This window comes from Lysinibacillus sp. AR18-8 (genome assembly GCF_001705465.1).
GTDB lineage: Bacteria > Bacillota > Bacilli > Bacillales_A > Planococcaceae > Lysinibacillus > Lysinibacillus capsici.
This window is the reverse complement of sequence record NZ_MDGU01000008.1, coordinates 224724-247998: the sequence shown is the minus strand read 5'-3', so window position 1 is coordinate 247998 and position 23275 is coordinate 224724. Positions and strand designations below refer to the sequence as shown.

Below are 23275 nucleotides of genomic sequence, written 5' to 3'. Positions count from 1 at the left end.
GAGATAGCTATGATAGAGATAAGAGAAATCAAAACAATAGAACAACTTGAGCAGGTTCAGCAATTAGAGTTGAATGTATGGGGAATGTCTGCTATTCCTCTCCATCAAACGCTGACAGCAGTGAAAAATGGGGGCATCGTTGTAGGTGCCTATCAAGAAGATAAATTAGTCGGATTTAGTTATGGTTTTGCGGGTTTTCGAGAAGGAAAAAGCTATCTATGCTCTCATATGCTAGGGATTGATGAAAAATATCGATCACTAGGCATAGGAGAAAAGTTAAAGTACGAACAGCGAGCTATTGCTATTGAACGTGGCTATGACTTAATGGTATGGACATTTGACCCTCTTGAAACCCGAAATGCTTATCTTAATTTATCTAAATTAAAGGGTATTTGCTATACCTATATAGAAAATTGCTACGGTGAAATGCAGGATGGTTTCAATAAAGGGCTACCCTCTGATCGATTTGAGGTGAGCTGGCATTTAACTTCAGATTATGTGGTGAACGACATTACAATAGAAGTAGCGGATGCAAAACCAGTGGCAAGCTGTGAACTTACAAAGCAGGGCTTATTATGTTTAAAAATGACTGAAAATTTTGAATTTGTAGAAGAGTTGTATACGCTACCTGTTCCTAAGGACTTTCAAGCCTTAAAAGCACAAAATCCTAGCTTAGCATTGGATTGGCGTTTCAAAACAAGAACTATACTAAAGCAACTATTTTCAGCAGGGTATGCAGCAATTTCACTGCAACAACGAGAATGCTATAACGAATATGTTTTAGTGAAAAAAGCAGCTTTAAATTTGGAAGGAGCATTTTAATATGAAAATTACAGAAATCACAATACGACAATTGAAGATGAAATTAAAAACACCGTTTACAACAAGCTTTGGCACGTTTGATGAGAGGGACTTTTTAGTCCTGGAGGCAAAAGATGAGACAGGCTTAATTGGTTGGGGAGAATCAGTTGCCTTTCATTCACCTTGGTACAATGAAGAAACACTTCAAACAAACTGGCATATGCTTGAAGACTTCCTCATTCCTCTTATTTTAAATAAAGAGATTCATCACCCCGATGAAGTGAGTCAATTATTTGAGCCGATTCGCAAAAATAATATGGCGAAATCGACGATAGAAGGAGCTATTTGGGATATATATGCACAGCAAACTGGCCAATCCCTAGCAACAGCACTTGGTGGTAAAAAGGATAAAATTGAAGTAGGTATTAGTATCGGCATACAAAATTCGATCGAGGAGTTAGTAACATTAGTTAACGGCTATGTAAAGGAAGGCTATAAGCGCATGAAAATCAAAATAAAACCGGGCTGGGATATAGAGGTTATGCGTACATTAAGGGAAACATTTCCTGATGTAGCCTTTATGGCTGATGCCAATTCAGCCTATCGTCTAGAGGATACTGAAACATTGAAACAACTTGATGCATTTAACTTAACAATGATTGAGCAACCATTGGCTTCAGATGACATTATCGACCATGCTTCATTACAAAAATTAATGGAAACACCAATTTGTTTGGACGAAAGTATCCATTCGTTAGAAGATGCACGAAAGGCTATAGAACTAGGGAGCACCAAAATTATAAACATAAAAATTGGTCGTGTTGGTGGCCTAACAGAAGCAAAAAAAATACATGATTATTGTGAGACACATAACATCCCAGTATGGTGTGGCGGCATGTTAGAATCTGGTATTGGTCGTGCGCACAATGTAGCCTTAACAACGTTGTCAAATTTTATATTACCGGGAGATACTGCTGGCTCTAATCGATATTGGGAAAAGGATATTATCGAACCAGAAGTAGTTGTAAAAGATGGTTATATTGAAGTACCACAACAAGTAGGAATTGGTTATGAAATAAATAGGGAAACGGTTAATTCCTTCACAGTCGCACAGAAAACATATCAATAAATAGACTTAATTTCTTATATTAGAATAGTAGGTGGGCTATGAAAAAAAGTTGGCAGATAGGTGGAGCATTTGTAGGCTTAATTGTTGGAGCAGGGTTTGCATCGGGTCAGGAAATAATGCAGTACTTTACTAGCTTTGGTTTGTACAGTATGGTAGGTGCCATTGTTGCTACCCTTGCCTTCGCATTTTTAGGAATGAGTTTAGCTCAATTAGGAACAGATTTACAAACAACATCACATAAAGAGGTGATCTATCATATAGGAGGGCGATATGTTGGCATTATTTTAGATATCGTTATCACGTTTTTCTTATTTGGCGTTGCTGTTGTCATGTTTGCTGGATCAGGCTCAACATTTCATCAGATGTTTGGCATCAATCCAGTAGTTGGTAGTATTTTTATGGTTGTTATAACTATACTAACCTTACTATTAAATGTTAATAATATTATTAATTTAATAGCATTGGTTACCCCTTATTTAATGGGTATCATTTTTATTATTTTGATTTATTCTATCTTTACGATGGATATATCCATTGCAGAGCAAAATACTTTAGCGAAAGCACAATCATCTGCAGCATCTAATTGGTTAATGGGAGCGTTACTTTATGTTTCCTATAATATCGCTGCTGGTGCAGCAATGTTAATTGTAATGGGTGGAACAGTAAAGGACCGCAAAGTTGCTGGCAGAGGTGGACTACTTGGCGGTTTAATGCTTGGTATCTTAATTGTATTAATCAATATAGCCATGTTTGCTAAAATAAATGTTATTGATGGAGTAGCAATGCCAACATTAGAATTAGCAAAACAAATTCACCCTATAGTAGGTGTCTTAATGTCTATTGCTTTATTAGGCATGATGTACAATACTGCGGTAGGGATGTTCTATTCATTTACAGTTCGATTTATTGCGCCAGACCATCAATATTTTAAAGTAGCTATTGTAGTTATAGGATTAATAGGTTTTGCTGCAAGCCTAGTAGGATTTACTACATTAGTTGGTAAAGTCTATTCAACAATGGGCTACTTAGGTTTCGCCTTGATTGTTGCTGTTATTATTTCGTGGCTACGTAAACTACCAAAAACTTTATAAAGTAAAAATTTCCCTTTTGTGAACGTAAGGGAAATTTTTTTGTTTTTTTGTGATGAAAGCAAGATATATATCATACAGTTAATTTGTGTTTGCGAAATCTATCCATGCTGTTTTAAGTAAAAATTATGCTCGAAACTATAGAAAAAAGCTATTCGGTGCTAGACACCAATTTTTGAGAATGTTATATTTGTATTGTCATAGTATTTTTATAATTAGGAAAAAATAGAATACTCTAAGGGTTGAGGGGTTTTTCCTGATTATAAGGAGTGATGAAGTATAGAGCTAGATGAAGGATGATAGGGCCTATGGTAAAGAAAACGTTAAAACAAAGAATTGTAGACGCTTCAGTTGAATTGTTTCAACAAGATGGTTATCACAATGTAACCGTGGATCGTATTGTGGAATATATTGGGGCATCAAAGGGTGGATTTTATCATAATTTTAAATCAAAAGATGAACTGTTGTATGAAATTCATGATGTCTTTATTTCATATGTCATTCAACAATCGCAAGCTGCATATGACAAATTCGATACACCTATCACACGTTTGTGTGCCATGCTGCAAACACTGACACAAGTATTTGATATGTATCAAGCACATATTACGATTTTTTATGAAGAAAGTCGTTCACTCTCAGATGAATATAGTGACATCATCCATAAAAAGCGAGATCACTATCGTGATATTTTACAAAGAGTGATAGCAGAGGGTCAGGAAGCAAAGGTTTTTCGTACCGAATTACCTTGTACAATTGTAACAATGGCAATTGTCGGGATGATTAACTGGACGTACAAATGGTTTAAGCAATCAGGACCATTAACGATGGAGCAAATCACAGATGTTTTTACCGATATGGTATTACGGGCAATTGTGACAGAGCAAGCCATGGGAGAAGCGAAGCAATTTATAATAAAGGGGTAGCCAGTAGGAAACACTGGTTTTATTATTTGTTTTTACAAACCGACTAGTCGGTATTTCACTGTAAGCAATTGTTCTTGAGCTACATCTACTATGGCAAATTCAAAAATAGGGGGATTAGGGATGAATTTTGAATTAACAAAAGAGCAAGAAATGATTCGAGACATGGTGCGTGATTTTGCTGAGAAGGAGATTAAACCGTATGCTCGTGAGGTTGATGAGACATCAACAATGAGAATAGAGAGCTTTAAGAAAATGGCAGAACTAGGCTTATTGGGTATCCCGTTTCCTGAGGAATATGGTGGATCAGGTGGTGATACGGTGTCCTACGCTTTAGCTGTAGAGGAGATTGGTCGAGCATGTGGGGGCACAGGGTTAAGCTATGCAGCTGCTGTTAGCTTAGGAGCCTCACCAATTTACAACTTCGGCACAGAGGAGCAAAAGCAAGAGTGGCTAGTTCCATTAGCTAAGGGTGAGACATTAGGATCATTCGGTTTAACAGAGCCAAATGCAGGTTCAGATGCAGGGGGCACACGTACTACAGCTGTTATTGATGGTGATGACTACATTATTAATGGAGAGAAATGCTGGATCACTAATGCAGGATATGCTCGACAAATTATTGTAACGGCGGTAACAGGTAAACGTGAGGATGGTAAAAAGATTATTTCTTCTATTATTGTGCCAACAAACACACCAGGCGTAACAATCAACTGTAATTATGACAAAATGGGTGTACGTGGCTCCAATACATGTGAAATTGTGTTAGAAAATGTCCGTGTCCCAAGAACAAATCTATTAGGGGATGAAAAACGTGGCTTTAGCCAGTTTTTAAATACATTGGATGGTGGTCGTATTTCCATCGCTGCTCTTTCTGTTGGAATTGCCCAGGCTGCTTATGAAAAGGCACTAAAATTCGCGAAGGAACGTGAGCAATTTGGTGCACCTATTTCGAAGCTACAAGCGATCCAATTTAAATTAGCGGATATGGCGATGGAAATAGAGCTTGCTCGTACGCTAGTACATAAAGCGGCATGGTTAAAAGATCAAAAGAAGCCATTTGGCAAAGAAGCTGCGATGGCTAAACTATTTGCTTCTGAAATGGGCTTCCGTACATGTAATCAAGCAATCCAAATTCATGGTGGTTCTGGATATATGAAAGAATATGATGTAGAACGTCATTTACGTGACATTAAATTAATGGAAATCGGTGAAGGAACATCTGAAATTCAACGTCTTGTTATTTCTCGTCTAATTGGCTGTTAATCATCATCAGTTAAGTTAAATAGCATAAATAAGGGGGATCTTCATGGCAGAACTTGTGTATCAAACAATTGGTCAATTGCTAGATGAACAATCAAAAAAGTACCCGCAGAATGAAGCATTAGTCTATGCTGACAGAAATTTACGCATGACTTATGAACAGCTAAATCGTCAAGCACGATACGTAGCGAGAGGTTTAATGGCTCTAGGAATTGAAAAGGGAGACCATATCGCAGTATGGACGACGAATGTTCCTGAGTGGGTACAGCTTCAATTTGGTACAGGGAAGATGGGTGCTCCAATTGTAACGGTAAATACGAATTACCGTGCGAGTGAGTTGGAGTATTTATTGAAGCAATCTGATGCTAAAACGATTTTTTTAATTGAAAATTATCGAGACCATTCTTTTATCAATACACTGCAAGAGTTATGTCCAGAGCTTGAACATTGTGAACCAGGTAATTTGCAATCAAAGCGACTACCTTTATTAAAAAATGTTATTTTAATCGGTGAAACCAAATACCCCGGCGTACTTAATTGGTCAGACGTTTTAACTGCTGCCGAGCAAGTAACCGAGGAACAGTTAGATCAGAGAGAGCAGTCTCTTCATTATGATGATGTCATTAATATTCAATATACTTCTGGTACAACAGGCTTTCCTAAGGGAGTCATGCTAACGCATTTTAACTTAGTCAATAATGCTGTTAACATTGCAGAATGTATGCGTTTAACGGCAGAGGATCGCCTATGTATCCCAGTCCCATTCTTCCATTGCTTTGGTTGTGTCATAGGAACATTAGCCATTACAACAAGTGGTGGAACAATGGTACCAGTACAGGAGTTCTCACCTGAAGAGGTACTTAGAACCGTTCAACAAGAGAAATGCACTGCATTACATGGCGTGCCAACGATGTTCATTAGTGAACTGAATTTATCGAATTTTGCATCTTTCGATCTTTCAACTTTACGTACAGGAGTCATGGCAGGATCAAACTGTCCAATTGAGGTTATGAAAGCAGTCATTGAGAAGATGGGCATGAAAGATATAACAATATGCTACGGTCAAACAGAATCATCACCTGTTATTACACAGACAAGAACGGATGACCCGCTAGTGTTAAAGGTGGAGACGGTTGGCCGCGCTTTACCTAACCTAGAAGTAAAGATTGTTGTTCCTGGAACTACCCAGGAAGCTCCGACAAATGAACAGGGAGAGCTATGTACGAGGGGCTATCATGTGATGAAGGGCTATTATAAAAACCAGGAGGAAACAGATCTGGCGATTGACGAGGATGGTTGGTTGCATACAGGTGATTTAGCAACGATGGATGAAGCAGGTTATGTCCGTGTAACAGGTCGTTTAAAGGATATGATTATCCGTGGTGGCGAAAACCTATATCCTCGTGAAATTGAGGAGTTCCTTTATACACATCCGAAAATTTCAGATGTTCAGGTTGCAGGTGTCCCTGATCCTGTTTATGGCGAGGAGGCGGCAGCTTGGATTGTTTTAAAAGAAGGAGAGCAGGCCACATCGGAAGAAATCCGAGATTATTGTCGGGATAAAATTTCAAGACATAAAATTCCACGACATATTTTCTTTATTGATAACTACCCAATGACTGCATCTGGAAAAGTTCAAAAATATAAATTACGAGAAGATTTCGTTATGACCGTAAAGTAAGGAGGGGCAGTGGATATGTTCAACAAGGTATTAATTGCAAATCGTGGGGAGATTGCTAGACGTGTGATCAGAACATGCAAGCGCCTAAATATTCATACGGTTGCTATCTATTCAGAGGCAGATGCTGAAAGCTTACATGTGAAAGATGCAGATGAGGCTTTCTGTGTAGGGAAGTCGCCTGTTGCACAGAGCTATTTAAACATCGACCGCATTCTTGAAATTGCACTAGAAAGTGGCGCAGAGGCTATTCATCCTGGCTATGGTTTACTATCAGAGAATGCAAATTTTGCGAAACGTTGTACAGAGGCAGGTTTAGTGTTTATCGGGCCAAGTGCTGATGTGATCGCTTCAATGGGCAGTAAATTAGAGGCTCGTAAAACAATGAAAGCTGCTAGTGTACCGATTGTAGAGGGTGTAGAAGCGCCAGTGAAGGATGTAGAAGAAGCTACTGCCATAGCGGAGCGTATAGGCTATCCGATTATGTTAAAGGCATCGGCAGGCGGTGGCGGTATCGGTATGCAGCTAGTTGAAAATGCTGAGGAACTAGCCAAAGCTTTTGAGGGCAATCAAAAGCGTGCACAATCATTCTTTGGTGATGGCACGATGTATATGGAGCGATTCATTGCTAACCCTCACCATGTCGAAGTGCAAATTATTGCTGATCATCAAGGTAATGTAGTTCCATTATTTGAACGAGAATGCTCTATTCAACGAAGAAATCAAAAAGTAGTAGAAGAAGCACCATCACCGTTTATCTCACAAGAGACAAGAGAAAAAATGCTAGAAGCGTCAGTTAAGGCGGCGAAGCATATTGGTTATGTCAATGCTGGAACAATCGAATACTTGGTTGATAAAGATCAAAACTTTTATTTTTTAGAAATGAATACAAGACTACAGGTAGAGCATCCCGTTACGGAGGAAATTACGAAGCTTGATTTAGTAGAAGAGCAATTAAAAATTGCGGCAAAACAACCTCTTACGTTTACTAGAGAAAGTATTACTAAAGAAGGGCACGCGATTGAAGTGCGCATATACGCTGAAAATCCTTCGACGTTTTTCCCGTCTCCAGGTACCATTACGACTCTTGAATTACCGACAGGTGAAGGAATTCGACATGAGTGTGGTGTAGAGTCTGGTTCAGTGGTAACACCATTCTATGATCCAATGATTAGCAAATTGGTGGTGTGGGGGGAAACAAGAGAAATTGCCTGTGAAAGATTAGCACAAGCGCTAAAGGCGTATAAAGTGGAGGGGATTCAAACGAATATCCCGATGCTGTTAAAAACCGTCACACATGAGCAATTTTTAAAAGGCTATACGACAACAAAATTTGTAGAGCAATATTATTTACCGCAATTAGCAGAAACAAAATAACAATTATCATGTATTCGTGCTTCTATAGAGGGACGAATACATGATAAAAAAATAGGAGTGAATGTTTATGGCAACAGTAAAAGCAAGCATGGCAGGAACAGTATGGAAAATCGTCGTAACAGAGGGCGAGAAAGTGACAGCAGGTCAAGATGTAGCTATTTTAGAATCGATGAAAATGGAAATTCCAATTGCAGCAGAAGAGGATGGCGTAGTGACGAAAATCATTGCCAATGAGGGGGACTTTATTAACGTTGATGACGATATTTTAGAAATTGAATAAGAGGAGGCTTGTTTATGCAGCTACCTAAGCAAGTCACAATCAAAGAAGTTGGTCCCCGTGATGGCTTACAAAATGAAAAAACGCATATTTCAACAGCTGATAAAGTACAATTAGTAAATTTATTAGGTCAAACAGGATTAAATTATATTGAAGTGACATCTTTTGTGCATCCCAAATGGATTCCTCAATTGGCAGATGCAGTCGAGGTTCTGCAAGCCATTAAAAGACATAAGGATATTACCTATGCGGCACTTGTACCCAATATGAGGGGCTTAGAACGCGCATTACAGGCTGAAGTAGATGAAGTAAGTATTTTTATGTCTGCTAGTGAAAGCCATAACCAAAGTAATATTAATAAAACCATAGAAGATACATTTCCCATATTAGAGGAAGTTGTAATAGGAGCTCAGGCTGCAAAAAAACATGTTCGAGGTTATATCTCAACGGTTATTGGTTGTCCCTATGAGGGGTATATACACCCTGACAAGGTATTACGAGTAACGGAAAAATTATTGGAGATGGGTGTGACTGAAATATCGCTTGGTGACACAATTGGTGTTGGTGTACCGACGCAGGTTGAGTTTCTTTTAGAGGAATTGCTAAAAAGGTATCCTGCTGAAAAATTTGCCATGCATTTTCATGATACACGTGGGACAGCATTAGCCAATATTATGAAGTCCTTAGAGATGGGTATTACCAATTTTGATAGTGCGCTTGGTGGGCTAGGGGGCTGCCCATATGCGAAAGGTGCCTCAGGTAATGTAGCCACAGAAGATTTATTGTATTTATTCGATGAGATGGGCATTGAAACAGGCGTAGATCGACAAAAGGTGCTAGAGGCAGCACTCTTTATTGAAGAGAAGTTAGGCAAAGCGGTTGCATCAAAGCAAATGGCTATTGTCCGCAATGAAAGGAGTGCAAATCAAGGATGACACAACTCGTTCGATTTGAATTACTAGAGGGTAGTATTGGACTTATTACTCTTTCAAGACCAGAAGCTGCTAACGCTATGTCGGTTCAATTACTGCATGAGCTGTCTGACACACTTGATCAAATCAATGGTGATCCAGCAGTGCGTGTAGTCCTTCTAACAGGTGCAGGCGAAAAGGCATTTTGTGCAGGTGCTGATTTAAAGGAACGTAAAGGAATGTCTGATCGACAAGTGAAGCAGATCGTGCAACTGATTGGTGCCACTGTGGCAAAAGTTGAAACGCTTGCACAGCCTGTCATTGCTGTCCTAAATGGTGTTGCCTTTGGTGGAGGCTTGGAGTTGGCACTAGCTTGTGATTTACGAATTGCGGCTACACATGTAAAGCTTGGCTTAACAGAAACATCACTCGGTATTATTCCAGGAGCTGGGGGAACACAGCGACTTCCACGTCTAATTGGTCTTGGTAAAGCAAAGGAATTAATTTATACAGCACGTAGGCTCAGTGCTAAAGAAGCTGAAAAGTATGGCATTATCGAGTATGTTTATGAAGGACATGAGGTATTAGATAAGGCACAACAGCTTGCACTGGAAATGGCAAAAAATGCACCACTCTCTCTAGTGCAAGCCAAAGTTGCGATCAATCAAGGTGTTGAGGTAGATTTAGCTACCGGGTTAAAAATTGAATCACTTGCATATAGTGCACTGATCCCAACAGAAGACCGATTAGAGGGCTTACTTGCCTTCCAAGAGAAACGAGCGCCACAATATTCAGGGAAATAAAACGCCAAGAAATAATTTTGGTGTAATCGATTGGGCAAAGGGAGGAAATAAACATGAGCAATATCTCGACAGAAAATACACCACCTACAATGAAAGATAAAATTTTAGCAGGTGGATTACCAAAATATCATGACAAAAATGCACAACAAGGCAAGCTATTTGTACGTGAGCGTCTTGAACTATTACTTGATGATGGTCTTCAATCAGAGGATGGGCTCTATGCGAACTGTTTAGCAGGGGATTTACCAGCAGATGGCGTTATCACTGGTATTGGTAAAATCCATGGTCGCACAGTTTGTGTGCTAGCGAACGATTCAACGATTAAAGCTGGTTCTTGGGGAAAACGCACGGTTGAAAAAATGATTCGCATTCAAGAAACCGCTGAAAAGTTGAATTGTCCATTACTTTATTTAGTGGATTCTGCGGGTGCGCGTATTACAGATCAGCTTGAAATGTTCCCGGGACGCCGAGGTGCAGGACGCATTTTCTACAATCAAGTCAAACTGTCAGGAAAAGTTCCGCAAATTTGCTTATTATTTGGTCCTTCCGCAGCGGGTGGCGCCTATATTCCTGCATTTTGCGATATTGTGGTGATGGTAGAAGGGAATGCTTCTATGTATTTAGGATCTCCTCGAATGGCCGAAATGGTTATCGGTGAAAAAGTAGATTTAGAAACAATGGGTGGCGCAAAAATGCACTGTTCCGTTTCTGGTTGTGGAGATGTGCTTGTTAAATCCGAACAGGAGGCTATTACTTATGCGCGCAAATATTTAGGATATTTCCCGAATAACTATGCAGAGCGTAGCAAGGTAGAGGCTCCTAAACCACCAGCTTCATTTGATAAATCTATTGAAGAATTAATTCCTCAAAATCAAAATGTACCATTTGATATGTATAAGCTAATTGATCGTATTATTGATGAAGATTCGTTTTGTGAGGTTAAGAAATTATTTGCACCAGAATTAATTACAGGCCTTGCACGAATTAATGGACAATCCGTTGGGATCATCGCTAACCAACCACGTGTTAAGGGAGGCGTGCTATTCCACGATTCTGCTGATAAAGCGGCGAAATTTATTTCACTTTGTGATGCATTCAATATCCCACTGTTATTCCTAGCAGACGTTCCAGGCTTTATGATTGGTACTCAGGTAGAAAAAGCAGGAATCATTCGTCATGGTGCTAAAATGATTTTTGCCATGAGTGAGGCAACTGTTCCTAAGCTAACGGTCATTGTGCGTAAAGCGTATGGTGCAGGATTATATGCAATGGCTGGCCCTGCGTTTGAACCAGACTGCTGTATTGCCTTATCAAATGCACAAATTGCCGTAATGGGACCAGAAGCTGCTGTCAATGCCGTCTATGCCAATAAAATTGCAGAACTTCCAAAAGAAGAGCAAGCAAGCTTCATTGCCGAGAAACGTAAAGAATATCAAGAGGAAATTGATGTGTATCGCTTAGCTTCAGAGCTTATCATTGATGATGTGATTGAGCCTAATGAGCTGCGTAAGGTACTAGAAAATCGCTTAGAACTTTATATGTCAAAATACTTATTATTCTCACAACGTAAGCATGGGGTAAACCCAGTTTAAACATACTTATTAAAAGGCTGTCTCTGCTGGTAGGAGACAGCCTTTTTGGATGATAATTTTTTCAGCTACTTGCAAGCTATAGTTGAGCATATTAAAATATGGGAAGGAATAAAAGGGAAGTGGGTGTTAAGCTTGTCTAAAAACAACATAGCGGATGTTCAAAATAATGCCAAGCTCCCATTACCATATCGGGATGTCATTGATACATATCATTTGCCGCTAAAGATCGCAGGTTGGATTTTATTTAGTATCTATTCATTTATGGCTTTTTATAAATTGGTTATTGATCGCTTAGTAGATGTAGTCGTCATTTTATTAAGGGGAGATTATTCTATAGGTGACTTAGGATTGTTTGATTATAGTAGCTGGCGATTAACTACTAATTTTATTCCCTTCGAAACGATTCTCCGTTATATAAACTACTCTCAATATTTTAATTGGGAAATTATAATCGTTAACTTACTTGGCAACTTATTAATTTTTACTCCCATGGGCTTTTTACTGCCATTGCTATCGAAGAAATTCCGAAAAGCGTGGGTTATTATTTGTTTAGGCTTTATTTCTAGTCTTGCTGTTGAAACCATTCAATTTATTTTTACCGTTGGTTCTGCGGATATTGATGATTTAATTTTGAATACAATTGGTGCATGGCTTGGTTACTTAGCCTATAAAGGTATATTGATTAGACCCAAAAAATAAGAAAACAGTCCAGTATGAAGGGCTGTTTTTTTACGTTGATTAACACCATTTGTATAGTGTATATGGTAATAAATTTTATTGAAAAGGGTATGAAGCTAATAAATGAATATGAAAATATTAGTTGTATGAGATTCTTTATACCTATTTAAAAAAATAATTAGTATCTCTTTAGGAGGTTAGTAGTAATTAGTGCTTGAATTTAATAGTGAAAATTCCGATAATGAGTGTACAGAAACTATTAAAATGGTATAGATAGAGTGTTAGGAAGAATGTTCATATCTATTAACTTATTAGCATATGTAGATAGAAGGGCGAGGTGAAAACTATGAAAATATCAAATTTAATGGAACAAGAAAGAATTTCATCCCAGCATAATCGTAAAAAAATACTTCAGCGTAAAGAGGCAGGAGATGCCTATAGAAAAAATGCGATGTATTTTCAGCCAAAGAAAAACCCATTATTGATTGAACTTGAAAATTTATTATTAGGACGTACTGACCAAGATTTGTATGATCAGCAGCAAGAAGAGTCAAAAGAAGTAACTCCTCAGCAGAAAGCCATTATGGAAGATTTACAGCAAACAGAAAAGAATGTACGGGCCCATGAGCAAACCTATAAAGTAGGAATGAATGATAACGCTGATCCCTCGAATATATCCGATTCAGAACTAAGTGACACACTGCACATTTTAGAGCAGGTACGTAATGCAGCATTGTCATCAGCAGAGCCTTCTCCTCAAGATTTACGTGTGGCGCAAAGCGTTGATGCTCAAATACAGCATATGTTAAATAATTCAAATGTTGACGAGGTTGCCACAAATGAAAGCGAACCATCTTTTGTACGTGACATCATTGAAGTGAAGGTTCCTGAACGTTACTCGAAGGAATTGAAATTGGACCCATTTGCAGATACAATTTTCGGTAAGAACTATGAGACTGCATTCAAGTTAAGAGCATTTAAACAGGCATCGGAAAGATATGCGGCTCACGTTCAAATGACGAAAAATGGCTATCGTCCAGACAAGGATTCTATGTTCTCTTTGATAGCCTGATGCTGTAGATAGGAGATTGTTGACATGGCAAAGGCAAAGCATGCGAAAACGAATGCGATTCGTTTATTAGAACAACAAAAAATTCATTTTGACGTAATGGAATATGAAACAGGGGACGGTCAAGTTGATGGTGTTTCTGTAGCTGAGAAAATAGGACAGCCTGTTGCTCGGGTATTTAAAACATTAGTAGCAAAAGCAAGTGCACAAAGGTTATTTGTATTTGTTATTCCAGTAGCTGAAGAGCTGGACTTAAAAGCAGCCGCGAAGGTAGTTGGGGAAAAGAAAATTGAAATGTTAGCGGTAAAAGATCTACTTAGCCATACTGGTTATGTTCGTGGTGGATGTTCACCAGTAGGGATGAAGAAGTTATATCCAACGGTCATCGATGTATCTGCTCAAGAACAAGGTAGTATAATCGTTAGTGCTGGGAAAATTGGTATGCAAATTCATGTACAAATAGAAGATTTGAAGAATATAACAAAGGCACAACTTGCCTCAATTACAACTACCCATGATTGAGAGAATGGGTAGTTTTTTATGTGGTAAGATAAACAGTTTAGTTTAAGCACTATAGCTTAATTTTGGTTGAAAGTATGATACAGTAATAGCAATATTATTCATAGAGAGAAGGATAAGGAATGCGTAGAATAATGGGGTGGCGTTGGACCTTTTTTATTGGTGGCTTAATGGTGATGTCACTTGGAATCACGATGTCGATAAAGGGAAAAATCGTTGGCACAAGCCCATGGGATGTTTTACATGTAGGTCTATTTCAAAATTTTGGGTTAAGTATTGGCACATGGTCTATTGTAACAGGACTCTTTATAGTTGCTTCAACATCCATCGTATTGCGTCAATGGCCAAAGTTAGGTACTTGGCTCAATATGCTGTTAATTGGCTCTTTTATTGATGTATTTAATTGGATGTTGCCCTCAACGGATGTATATGGCTTACAAATTACATATTTTATTATTGGCTTATTTGTTTTGAGCTTTGGCTGTGGAATGTATATTGCACCGAATATGGGCGCAGGACCAAGGGATACCTTAATGATGATACTTGTCGAAAAGTTTGGTGGATCTATTAAAACAGCAAGAATGGGAATTGAAGTACTTGTAACCATTATTGGCTGGCTTCTAGGAGGACCAGTTGGAGTAGGGACGGTATTGATTGCCTTAACTTCAGGCTATATTGTGCAATATTCATTACCGTATTGTCGTAAAATATTGATGAAATGTATTGGAAATATGGAGGGCATGAAGCCATTCTATTAAACCAAGAAGCTACTTAGATCTATAAAGGATAGAAGTAGCTTCTCATTATTTTTAGCGTTCTTTCATATAATGCAGGGCATAAGCTAAAGGAGGAACGACATTTGAACGGAAATGTAACGTATTATTTTGGACACGCATTGACTGGCCAAGGTGTGAAGCATTTATATAAAGAAATGATGGAAGAGGCGTCTCTCGTTTATTTTTTGCAAGGGCCTGCCACATTTAAAGGTTCAGAACTGTTAAAAGAACTAGGATACTTCTATGTGAAACAGGGCTTTGCTGTCGAGTGGTTTAAGCATGCTTTATTAGAGGAGGTTGTTGAGGCCGTTTATATAAAAGGCTGTAACAGACTTTTTGTATGGGCATCTGAGTGGAATATCGAGCCAACTTTACTCGGTACAAAGCATCGTGTCATGTCTTTCTATGAATGCTTAGAAGACATACAGCTTAAAAAGGTTGGAGAACAGCTTGCAGAGGCGATGCAAGAGCGTGCAACATGGCGTGAAAAATGCATAGCGAAACTGGATCAAGCAATCAAGCTACATGATGACTGGGAGGTTATCACACAAAGCTGTATGAACTGGCAGGCATTAAATGAACAGGTGGAAAATTTAAAGTCGGAAGTGTTCCAATCTATTATTCTGAATAAAACAGGTATGCGGACACATCGTTTACTGGGAACGCTAACTCCTAGAGGTGCGGAAAATACAGTGGATAGTATCACCAAAAGTATCACGACTCGCTTCATGATTAAAGGTAAGCCAGGTACAGGCAAATCTTCACTAATGAAAAGCTTAGCCGATGAAGCAAATGCAAGAGGGCTTGATGCACAAATTGTTTGGTGTGGCTTAGATGCGGAATCTGTAGATATGGTCATTATCCCAGAGCTTAATTTCTGTATTTTTGATAGCACAGAGCCTCATATCTTTGATCCAGAGGATGGTAGGTTAGGGGATAAGATATTTGATATTGGTCAACATTGTGCGCTGTCAGAGGAAGCAGAAACTGCGATCGAGGCAGTGCGAGCACAATACAAAGAAGCTATACAGGATGCGATGGGCCATTCCAAACGATATGCAGAAGCTGAATATACCGTTCGTCGTTTATTAGATAATTGTCTATCGGCTTCTTTATGGCGCGAAAAAACAGCGCCACTATTCGAAAGATTAACAAAGTAATGTAGCTAATGGCTTGCATGTGCTAAACTAGGAGCGAGAACAGTTTTCCTAGGAAAGGATGATACGCTTGTCAAAAGTATTGAATGCATTTTTAGATGAAAACCTACAAGCCTTACATGAACAAGGCTTATACAATGAAATCGATCCAGTAGAGGGAGCAAATGGCCCAATTATTCAGGTCCGTGGCAAAAATCTTGTTAACTTATCCTCTAACAACTATCTTGGTTTAGCAACAAATGAAGAATTAAAGCGTATTGCCAAAGAGACAATTGATAAATACGGTGTTGGAGCAGGTGCTGTTCGCACAATCAACGGGACACTTGACTTGCACGTAAAATTAGAAGAAAAGCTTGCTGAATTTAAAGGAACAGAAGCGGCTATTTCTTATCAATCTGGATTTAATTGTAATATGGCAGCTATTTCGGCTGTAATGGATAAAAATGATGCCATTCTATCTGATCAATTAAACCATGCCTCTATTATTGATGGATGTCGCTTATCAAAGGCAAAAATCATCGCGTTTAATCACTCTGATATGGAGGATTTACGTGCAAAGGCAAAGGCAGCAAAGGAATCAGGTTTATACAATAAAATCATGGTTATTACAGATGGTGTCTTCTCAATGGATGGTGATATTGCTAAATTACCTGAAATTGTGGAAATAGCTAAAGAGTTTGATTTAATCACGTATGTGGATGATGCACATGGTTCGGGTGTAACAGGTAAAGGAAAAGGAACTGTGAAGCATTTTGGATTAGAAAAAGAAATTGATTTCCAAATTGGTACATTATCAAAAGCCATTGGTGTAGTAGGTGGCTATGTAGCAGGTAAGAAAAATTTAATTGATTGGCTAAAAGTTCGCTCACGCCCATTCCTATTCTCAACAGCATTACCACCAGGTGATGTAGCCGCTATTACAGCAGCCGTGCAAATGCTGATTGATTCAACAGAGCTACACGATAAGCTGTGGGATAATGGTAATTATTTAAAAGCGGGGCTTGAGAAGCTTGGCTTTAATATTGGTGCGTCTGAGACACCAATTACACCATGCATCATTGGGGATGAAAAGTTAACACAGGAATTTTCAAAACGTTTATTTGAAGAAGGCGTTTATGCAAAATCAATTGTCTTCCCAACAGTTCCAAAAGGTACAGGTCGCGTTCGGAATATGCCAACAGCGGCACATACAAAAGAAATGCTTGATGATGCAATTGCGATTTACGAGAAGGTTGGTCGTGAATTAGGCGTTATTCAATAAGAAAAAGGCTTCCTCATGAATGGGGAAGCCTTTTTTGCATGATAGAAAAGAAAAAGTGACCGATAGAAGCTTAAATCTAATTGATAGCGATCTAAAAATAGACAAATTCTTTATTTTGACCCAATTATTTTGCCTGCCTTGAGCTGTTGAATAGCTTGATCAGAAATATTTAATGCCTGTAAAATTTCTTCATTATGTTGTCCTAAAGTGGGTGCTGCACTTGTTAGCTGTCCAGGTGTTTGTGAAAACTTAGCTGGGAAGCCCAATGTTCTCATTGGTCCAGCAGTCGGATGCTCATAGGACAGTACCATACCACGCTCTAGTATATGAGGGTCATTCAATGTTTGGTCATAAGAATAGATTGGACTAGATGGTACACCATGCTTATCTAATAGTTCGAGCCAGTAGTTAGCCTTATGCTTAATTAGCTCGCTTTCAATTTCTGCTTCCAGCTCCCTCACATGTTGGGCACGTGAATAGTTGGTAGCAAAGAGAGGATTGTCTAACCAATCAGGTCGATTGACAACCTTTGCCGCAAAAATCTCCCATAGCTTTTGATTGCCAGCACCTACTAGAATATAGTCATCCTGTGTTTTGAAACCTTGATAGGGCGCAGACACACGATGGGCGGTTCCTGTTCGCTCAGGTAACTCACCCTTTCCGAAGTAAGCAGCGGCCTCCCAAACAGTCCACGCAAGACCTGACTCCACTAAGGACACATCAATATATTGACCTTCACCACTACGAAGCTTATAAATATAGGCCATTAAAATCGATTGTAAGGCTGTTTGTGCAGCAGCAATATCATTCACCGCAAAGCCAACTTTTACAGGTCGTCCATCTGCTTCACCTGTCATATGCATTAAGCCACTCAGACCCTGAGCCATAATATCATAGCCACCCTTTTGACTATAAGGACCTGTTTGACCATAACCAGAAATAGAGCAGTAAATTAGGCCAGGATTGATGGCTTTTAATGTGTCATAATCAATACCAAGCTTTTTCGTGACACCTGGTCGATAATTTTCCACAAGTACATCAACAGATTGAATCAATTCTTTAAATAAAGTCAGTCCATCAGTCGTTTTTAAATTGATGCAGACACCTTTTTTATTACGATTAACCATCATATACATATGACTTTCTTCATTAACGAATGGACCCATTGTACGGGTATCGTCTCCATTTGGATATTTTTCAATTTTGATAACTTCTGCACCCATATCTGCTAATACCATGGTGCAATAGGGACCTGCTAAGACTTGTGATAAATCGATAACCTTTAATCCTTGTAATGCTTGTTTCATTTACCCTCAGTCCCATCCTGTTTGACTAATGTGATGTTGCGTAATCCTTTGACAGAGGTAGCACCGGCTAATGCGATAGAAACCTTTAATTCATCATAAAGATTGGTCATCACCTTTTTGACACCTTGTTGTCCCTCAAGGGCTAGTCCATAGACGAAAGGACGTCCAATTGCAACGGCATTCGCACCTAAAGCAAGTGCTTTTAAGGCATCCATGCCACGATATACACCACTATCTAATATAATAGGAATTTGTCCATTCACAACTTTCACAATAGCAGGAAGGGCATCAAGTGAACCAATCACACCATCTAATTGACGGCCACCATGGTTTGATACAATAATGCCATCAATACCATTGTCGATAGCATGTTTTGCATCTTCAGGATGTAAAATTCCCTTCAATAATATAGGAAGGTTGGTGCGTTTTTTTAGCTCTCGAACATGTTCCCAATTAAGTGTTGGGTGGAAGACATTTTGCAAGACACCTTGTACGTAGGACTCGAATGAATCATCAGGTAAAGTGGCTGTAAAAACGGGATCATTCATATAATTTCCTCTTGCATAGCCTAGCTTCAATGGTGAAAATTGATTGCGTACATCTTCTTCACGCCAGCCTAGCATTACGGTGTCGACAGTTAAAACGATCGCTTCAAATCCAGCTTCCTCCGCACGTGCAGCCATGCTAAAAGCAATTTCTTCATTAGTAGACCAATATAATTGAAACCATTTTGTTGCAGAAGGCGCAGCTTGAGCAACTTCTTCAAGAGCAAAAGTGGACACAGTGCTTTGTATATAAGGGATATTTAAAAACTGGGCGGCACGTGCAACGGCAAGCTCACCTTCATCGTGAACCATTCCGTTCATGCCCACAGGAGCAAAAAGCAAAGGAGTTGGATATGTTTTACCAAACAAATGAACCGATGTATCAACGTTTGACACATCATTTAAAAATCGGGGAACAATGGAATACTTCTCAAAAGCTGCACGATTATTGCGCAGTGTTTGTTCACCGCCAGCACCTGAACGGATGTAGCCAAAAGGGCCAGCTTCGATTTTTTCCGCTACGGCCTTTTCTAAATCTGCAAAGCAAATGGGGAAGGGGGCTTGTGCAGTTATATTTTTTAAGAGTAGATCGCCATCAGTTATGTTTGTCATCGTTACTACCTCACTTATTTATTGAAAATAGGCTTTCTTTTATTTAAAAAGGCTTGAATACCTTCGTTATAATCGTCTGAACTAAATGAATCCAAAACTAACTGTGCCAGCTCATCGTTTTCTTCAATTTCACCATCAACAATTGCTTGGATAATTTTTTTGATGCCTGCGTTTGCAATGGATGATTTACTTAATAAATGTTCAGCGAATTGCAATGTCGCCTCATCAATTTCCTCTGGTTCGTGTAGGGCCGTGATTAAACCAATATTTTTTCCTTCTTCAGCTGTAAAAATAGTAGCTGTGTACAAAATTTCCTTTGCCTTAGCGACACCAACAATATTGATGAGACGTTTCGTGCTTTCTAAATTATAGACAATACCTATGTTTGCAGCGGTAATGCCTAGCTTACTCTTAGGCGTTGCTATTCTAAAATCACAAGCATTTGCTAACTCTAAGCCACCACCAATTGCTAAGCCCTGAATCATAGCAATTGTCGGGTGTGGAAATTTATAGAGAGCATCGATCGCCTTTAGAGCCAATTCATTATAGGCTTTAGCATTGTCTGTAGCATAACGAACATCTAAAAACTCGCTAATATCTGCACCGGAAGAAAAGGCTACTTCATTGACACCGCGAACAATTAAAAGTTTGATGGAAGAATCTATACGGAGCAGCTCTAGTTGGTCTACTATGGCTTGAAACATTGCCCTTGATAAAGAATTCCGTTTATCCGGGCGGTTTAATACTAACGTTGCAATATAGCCATTTTTCTCTACATAAATTTCGTTTGTCATCTTCATTCTCCTCTTAATCTTTTTTCAACTTCGCGGCGAAGCGGTTACCAATGGATTGAATGCTCTGCACAAGGATGATTAAGATAAAGACAGTTGCATACATCACATCAACCTCATAGCGCAAATGACCATAACGATAGGCAAGGTCACCTAAACCGCCAGCACCAACCATTCCTGCCATTGCTGTTGCACCAATTAATCCTATTGTGGCAATTGTTAAGCCTAAAATAATAGATGGTCGCGCTTCACGTAATAGGACATGCCAAATGATATGGCGACGTTTAATACCCATGGCTGTGTAGGCTTCTACTACTCCGGAATCCACTTCTAAAAGCGCAGATTCCATCAGCCGTGCAATATAAGGAGCTGTGTAAACAACTAGTGGAACGATTACACCTTTAACACCAATTGTTGTACCTACAATTAACTTGGTAAAAGGTAAGATGAAGAATAACAAAATGATAAATGGAACAGAGCGAACAATATTGATAAATAGATTAAAAAACTGATAGAAAAATTTATTTTCAAAGGATTGTCCTGGTCGTGTTAAAACGATTAATAACCCTAATGGAATGCCAATCAGAATGGAGAAAAATAATGAAATTCCGACCATTTGAAATGTTTCGATAATTGCTTTGCCAATAACACCTGACCAGTCTGTAAAGAAGCTTTGGATACTACTCATTGAACGCACCTCCTAATTCTTCCACTGCCACGCCATTTTCTGAAAAATACGTTAACGCCTTTTGGACAATCTGCGTTTCGCCATGTAAATGCACCACAATATTGCCGACAATACCGTTTTTTAATTCAATAATATTAGCTGTTAAAATATTTGGTTGCACATCATATACCTTAGTGACTTCTGCTAATAATGGCTTACCAGTACTTTCACCAAGGAATGTTAAACGGATTACACTTCCTGAAACATTTAATTGCTCAATAAGAGAAGGGGATAAATTACGTTGTGAAATTGTATTCAAAAACTTTCGCGTTGTAGGGTGCTTCGGTTTCGCAAAAAGTTCAATCGCTGTGCCAAATTCCACAACTTTCCCTGATTCTAGAACAGAAACCTCATCGCAAATTTTTTGAATTACATTCATTTCATGTGTGATGAGCAGAATCGTAATGCCTAATTCACGATTAATTTTTAACAACAATTCAAGAATGGCTTCCGTTGTCTCAGGATCAAGTGCACTTGTTGCTTCGTCACTAAGTAAAATCTCTGGTTCCTGTGCTAAGGCACGTGCAATAGCCACACGCTGTTTTTGACCACCTGAAAGTTGATTTGGGTAACTATCTAGTTTATCTGTTAAACCGACAATTTCAGCATACTTAGCTACTCGGTTTTTTACTTCCGCCTCTTTATAGCCTAGTAGCTTTAAGGGAACTGCAATATTATTGTAAACTGTTGCTGTTTTTAAGAGATTAAAGTGCTGGAAGATCATCCCGATTTTTTGGCGTGTTTGACGTAATTCGTGAAGAGAAAGGGTCGTAATGTCTACATTGTCTATCACTACTTTTCCTGCTGTAGGACGTTCTAGTAGATTAACGCAACGAATGAGTGTACTTTTACCAGCACCACTATAGCCGATTACACCATGAATTTGTCCCTTTTTTACGTGAAGATTGATGCCATCCACAGCTTTTATGATGCCTTTTTTCGACTTAAATTCTTTTGAGATATTTTGTAATTGAATCATGCAATTGTTTGCTCCTTTCTCAAGCTTCTAAAAAGCAAGAATCTGCTCGTCTTCCCATTGGGGAATTTCAGCAGATTCTTCGGCTTTATAGAAGCTTTCTGAACATATTACCAGCTAGGGATTACAGAACCTTTGAATTCCTCTTCGATGAATTGACGCACTTCGTCAGATTGGTAAGCCTCAACGAACTTTTTAATTGTTGGGTCATTTTCATTTTCAGCACGTACAACAATATAGTTCACGTATGGAGAATCAGTAGATTCCAATAAAATAGAGTCATCTTTAGGGTTAATGCCAGCTTCTAGTGCAAAGTTTGTATTAATAGCTGCTACATCTACCTCACTAAGTTGTTTAGGAATTTGAGCCGCCTCTAATTCAATGAATTTTAAATTCTTTTTGTTTTCTTCTACATCACGGATTGAGGCTGTTAAGTCTGCACCCTCTTTTAACTTAATATAGCCAGCTTCCTGTAAAACAAAGAGGGCACGCGCTCCATTCGTTGGGTCGTTTGGTAGGCCAAACGTTGCACCTTCAGGAATGTCATCAAAGGATTTATATTTTTCTGAGTAGATACCCATTGGATTTAAAATCGTCTTGCCCACTGGTACTAAATCTGTATCATGGTCTTTATTAAATGTATCTAGGAAAGGCTCGTGTTGATAGCTGTTCGCATCAAGATCACCTTCAGCTAAGGATGTATTAGGTAAAACATAGTCAGAAAATGATTTTAGTTCAACTTCTAGCCCATTTTCTTTTGCTACTTTAGCGGCTACTTCTGCAATTTGTTCGTGTGGACCAGAAGTGACGCCTACAACGATTTTCTTTTCATCAATTCCTTCAGCTTGGCTTTTACTATCTTCTTTAGAGCCACAGCCTGCTAAAGCTGCTACTAATGTTAAACTTGCTAAACCTACTAAAAATTTATTTTTCTTTTTCATGAAAATACCTCCAAGATTGTTTTTATCGGTTTTTTGAAAATAAAAAAACTCTCTTACAAATTAAGAGAGGCTCA

23 protein-coding genes are annotated in these 23275 nt (G+C 38.8%); 17 read left to right on the top strand and 6 right to left on the bottom strand.

All coding sequences use genetic code 11. From position 1 onward, the window contains the following. Positions 1 to 9 precede the first annotated feature (9 nt). The 17 genes from BFM98_RS07915 (at position 10) to BFM98_RS07835 (ending at position 17302) form a co-directional block, all read left to right on the top strand. Positions 10 to 822, top strand: coding sequence for a GNAT family N-acetyltransferase (locus BFM98_RS07915; RefSeq protein ID WP_048393343.1), 813 nt, complete (start codon positions 10 to 12; stop codon positions 820 to 822). Position 823: 1 nt separating this feature from the next. Beyond that, positions 824 to 1930, top strand: a complete 1107-nt coding sequence (gene menC, locus BFM98_RS07910) for an o-succinylbenzoate synthase (protein WP_066037041.1) — start codon at positions 824 to 826, stop codon at positions 1928 to 1930. Positions 1931 to 1968: 38 nt separating this feature from the next. Further along, positions 1969 to 3021: a YkvI family membrane protein gene (locus tag BFM98_RS07905; protein ID WP_004225538.1), complete on the top strand. Its 1053-nt coding sequence runs from the start codon at positions 1969 to 1971 to the stop codon at positions 3019 to 3021. 305 nt (positions 3022 to 3326) lie between these two features. Further along, complete coding sequence (locus BFM98_RS07900; protein WP_036078131.1) at positions 3327 to 3944, top strand: TetR/AcrR family transcriptional regulator; 618 nt, start codon at positions 3327 to 3329, stop codon at positions 3942 to 3944. Positions 3945 to 4064: 120 nt separating this feature from the next. After that, complete coding sequence (locus BFM98_RS07895; RefSeq protein WP_036078132.1) at positions 4065 to 5207, top strand: acyl-CoA dehydrogenase; 1143 nt, start codon at positions 4065 to 4067, stop codon at positions 5205 to 5207. A 43-nt stretch (positions 5208 to 5250) separates the two neighbouring features. Beyond that, positions 5251 to 6885, top strand: coding sequence for an AMP-binding protein (locus tag BFM98_RS07890; protein WP_066037040.1), 1635 nt, complete (start codon positions 5251 to 5253; stop codon positions 6883 to 6885). Positions 6886 to 6900: 15 nt separating this feature from the next. Continuing rightward, positions 6901 to 8259 (top strand): acetyl-CoA carboxylase biotin carboxylase subunit, encoded by a 1359-nt coding sequence (locus BFM98_RS07885; protein ID WP_066037039.1) that lies wholly within the window; start codon positions 6901 to 6903, stop codon positions 8257 to 8259. A 67-nt stretch (positions 8260 to 8326) separates the two neighbouring features. Further along, the gene (locus BFM98_RS07880) at positions 8327 to 8539 is read left to right on the top strand and encodes an acetyl-CoA carboxylase biotin carboxyl carrier protein subunit (RefSeq protein WP_004225532.1); all 213 of its coding nucleotides are present in this window, start codon (positions 8327 to 8329) and stop codon (positions 8537 to 8539) included. Positions 8540 to 8553: 14 nt separating this feature from the next. Continuing rightward, entirely contained in the window at positions 8554 to 9471 is a 918-nt protein-coding gene (locus tag BFM98_RS07875; RefSeq protein WP_066037038.1) for a hydroxymethylglutaryl-CoA lyase, read from the top strand. Beyond that, positions 9468 to 10250 (top strand): enoyl-CoA hydratase, encoded by a 783-nt coding sequence (locus BFM98_RS07870; RefSeq protein WP_066037037.1) that lies wholly within the window; start codon positions 9468 to 9470, stop codon positions 10248 to 10250. Before BFM98_RS07875 ends, BFM98_RS07870 begins: the two co-directional genes overlap by 4 nt. A 53-nt stretch (positions 10251 to 10303) precedes the next feature. Then, on the top strand, positions 10304 to 11842 hold the full coding sequence (locus tag BFM98_RS07865) for an acyl-CoA carboxylase subunit beta (protein WP_004225528.1): 1539 nt from the start codon (positions 10304 to 10306) through the stop codon (positions 11840 to 11842). Positions 11843 to 11887: 45 nt separating this feature from the next. Next, positions 11888 to 12541: a VanZ family protein gene (locus BFM98_RS07860; RefSeq protein WP_066037036.1), complete on the top strand. Its 654-nt coding sequence runs from the start codon at positions 11888 to 11890 to the stop codon at positions 12539 to 12541. 343 nt (positions 12542 to 12884) lie between these two features. Then, positions 12885 to 13592: a hypothetical protein gene (locus BFM98_RS07855; RefSeq protein WP_254660005.1), complete on the top strand. Its 708-nt coding sequence runs from the start codon at positions 12885 to 12887 to the stop codon at positions 13590 to 13592. 24 nt (positions 13593 to 13616) lie between these two features. Beyond that, the gene (gene ybaK / locus BFM98_RS07850) at positions 13617 to 14111 is read left to right on the top strand and encodes a Cys-tRNA(Pro) deacylase (protein WP_066037035.1); all 495 of its coding nucleotides are present in this window, start codon (positions 13617 to 13619) and stop codon (positions 14109 to 14111) included. 119 nt (positions 14112 to 14230) lie between these two features. Further along, positions 14231 to 14866: a YczE/YyaS/YitT family protein gene (locus tag BFM98_RS07845; protein WP_066037034.1), complete on the top strand. Its 636-nt coding sequence runs from the start codon at positions 14231 to 14233 to the stop codon at positions 14864 to 14866. A gap of 101 nt (positions 14867 to 14967) precedes the next feature. Continuing rightward, positions 14968 to 16044, top strand: a complete 1077-nt coding sequence (locus BFM98_RS07840) for a nucleotide kinase (protein WP_048393360.1) — start codon at positions 14968 to 14970, stop codon at positions 16042 to 16044. A 58-nt stretch (positions 16045 to 16102) separates the two neighbouring features. Continuing rightward, positions 16103 to 17302 carry a glycine C-acetyltransferase gene (locus BFM98_RS07835; RefSeq protein ID WP_016992223.1) on the top strand — a complete coding sequence of 400 codons (1200 nt, stop codon included), beginning with the start codon at positions 16103 to 16105 and terminating at the stop codon, positions 17300 to 17302. A gap of 110 nt (positions 17303 to 17412) precedes the next feature. Here BFM98_RS07835 and BFM98_RS07830 read toward each other — a convergent pair whose 3' ends face one another. From BFM98_RS07830 to BFM98_RS07805, 6 genes are all read right to left on the bottom strand, one after another. Beyond that, a complete protein-coding gene (locus BFM98_RS07830; RefSeq protein ID WP_066037033.1) occupies positions 17413 to 18609 on the bottom strand; it encodes a CaiB/BaiF CoA transferase family protein in 1197 nt (398 codons plus the stop codon). After that, positions 18606 to 19766: an alpha-hydroxy acid oxidase gene (locus tag BFM98_RS07825; RefSeq protein ID WP_066037032.1), complete on the bottom strand. Its 1161-nt coding sequence runs from the start codon at positions 19764 to 19766 to the stop codon at positions 18606 to 18608. Before BFM98_RS07825 ends, BFM98_RS07830 begins: the two co-directional genes overlap by 4 nt. Positions 19767 to 19780: 14 nt before the next feature. After that, positions 19781 to 20560, bottom strand: coding sequence for an enoyl-CoA hydratase/isomerase family protein (locus BFM98_RS07820; RefSeq protein ID WP_048393368.1), 780 nt, complete (start codon positions 20558 to 20560; stop codon positions 19781 to 19783). A gap of 13 nt (positions 20561 to 20573) precedes the next feature. After that, a complete protein-coding gene (locus BFM98_RS07815; protein ID WP_066037031.1) occupies positions 20574 to 21245 on the bottom strand; it encodes a methionine ABC transporter permease in 672 nt (223 codons plus the stop codon). Next, entirely contained in the window at positions 21238 to 22263 is a 1026-nt protein-coding gene (locus BFM98_RS07810; RefSeq protein WP_066037030.1) for a methionine ABC transporter ATP-binding protein, read from the bottom strand. Before BFM98_RS07810 ends, BFM98_RS07815 begins: the two co-directional genes overlap by 8 nt. A 107-nt stretch (positions 22264 to 22370) precedes the next feature. Further along, a complete protein-coding gene (locus BFM98_RS07805; RefSeq protein WP_066037029.1) occupies positions 22371 to 23201 on the bottom strand; it encodes a MetQ/NlpA family ABC transporter substrate-binding protein in 831 nt (276 codons plus the stop codon). Between the last annotated feature and the right edge of the window lie 74 nt (positions 23202 to 23275).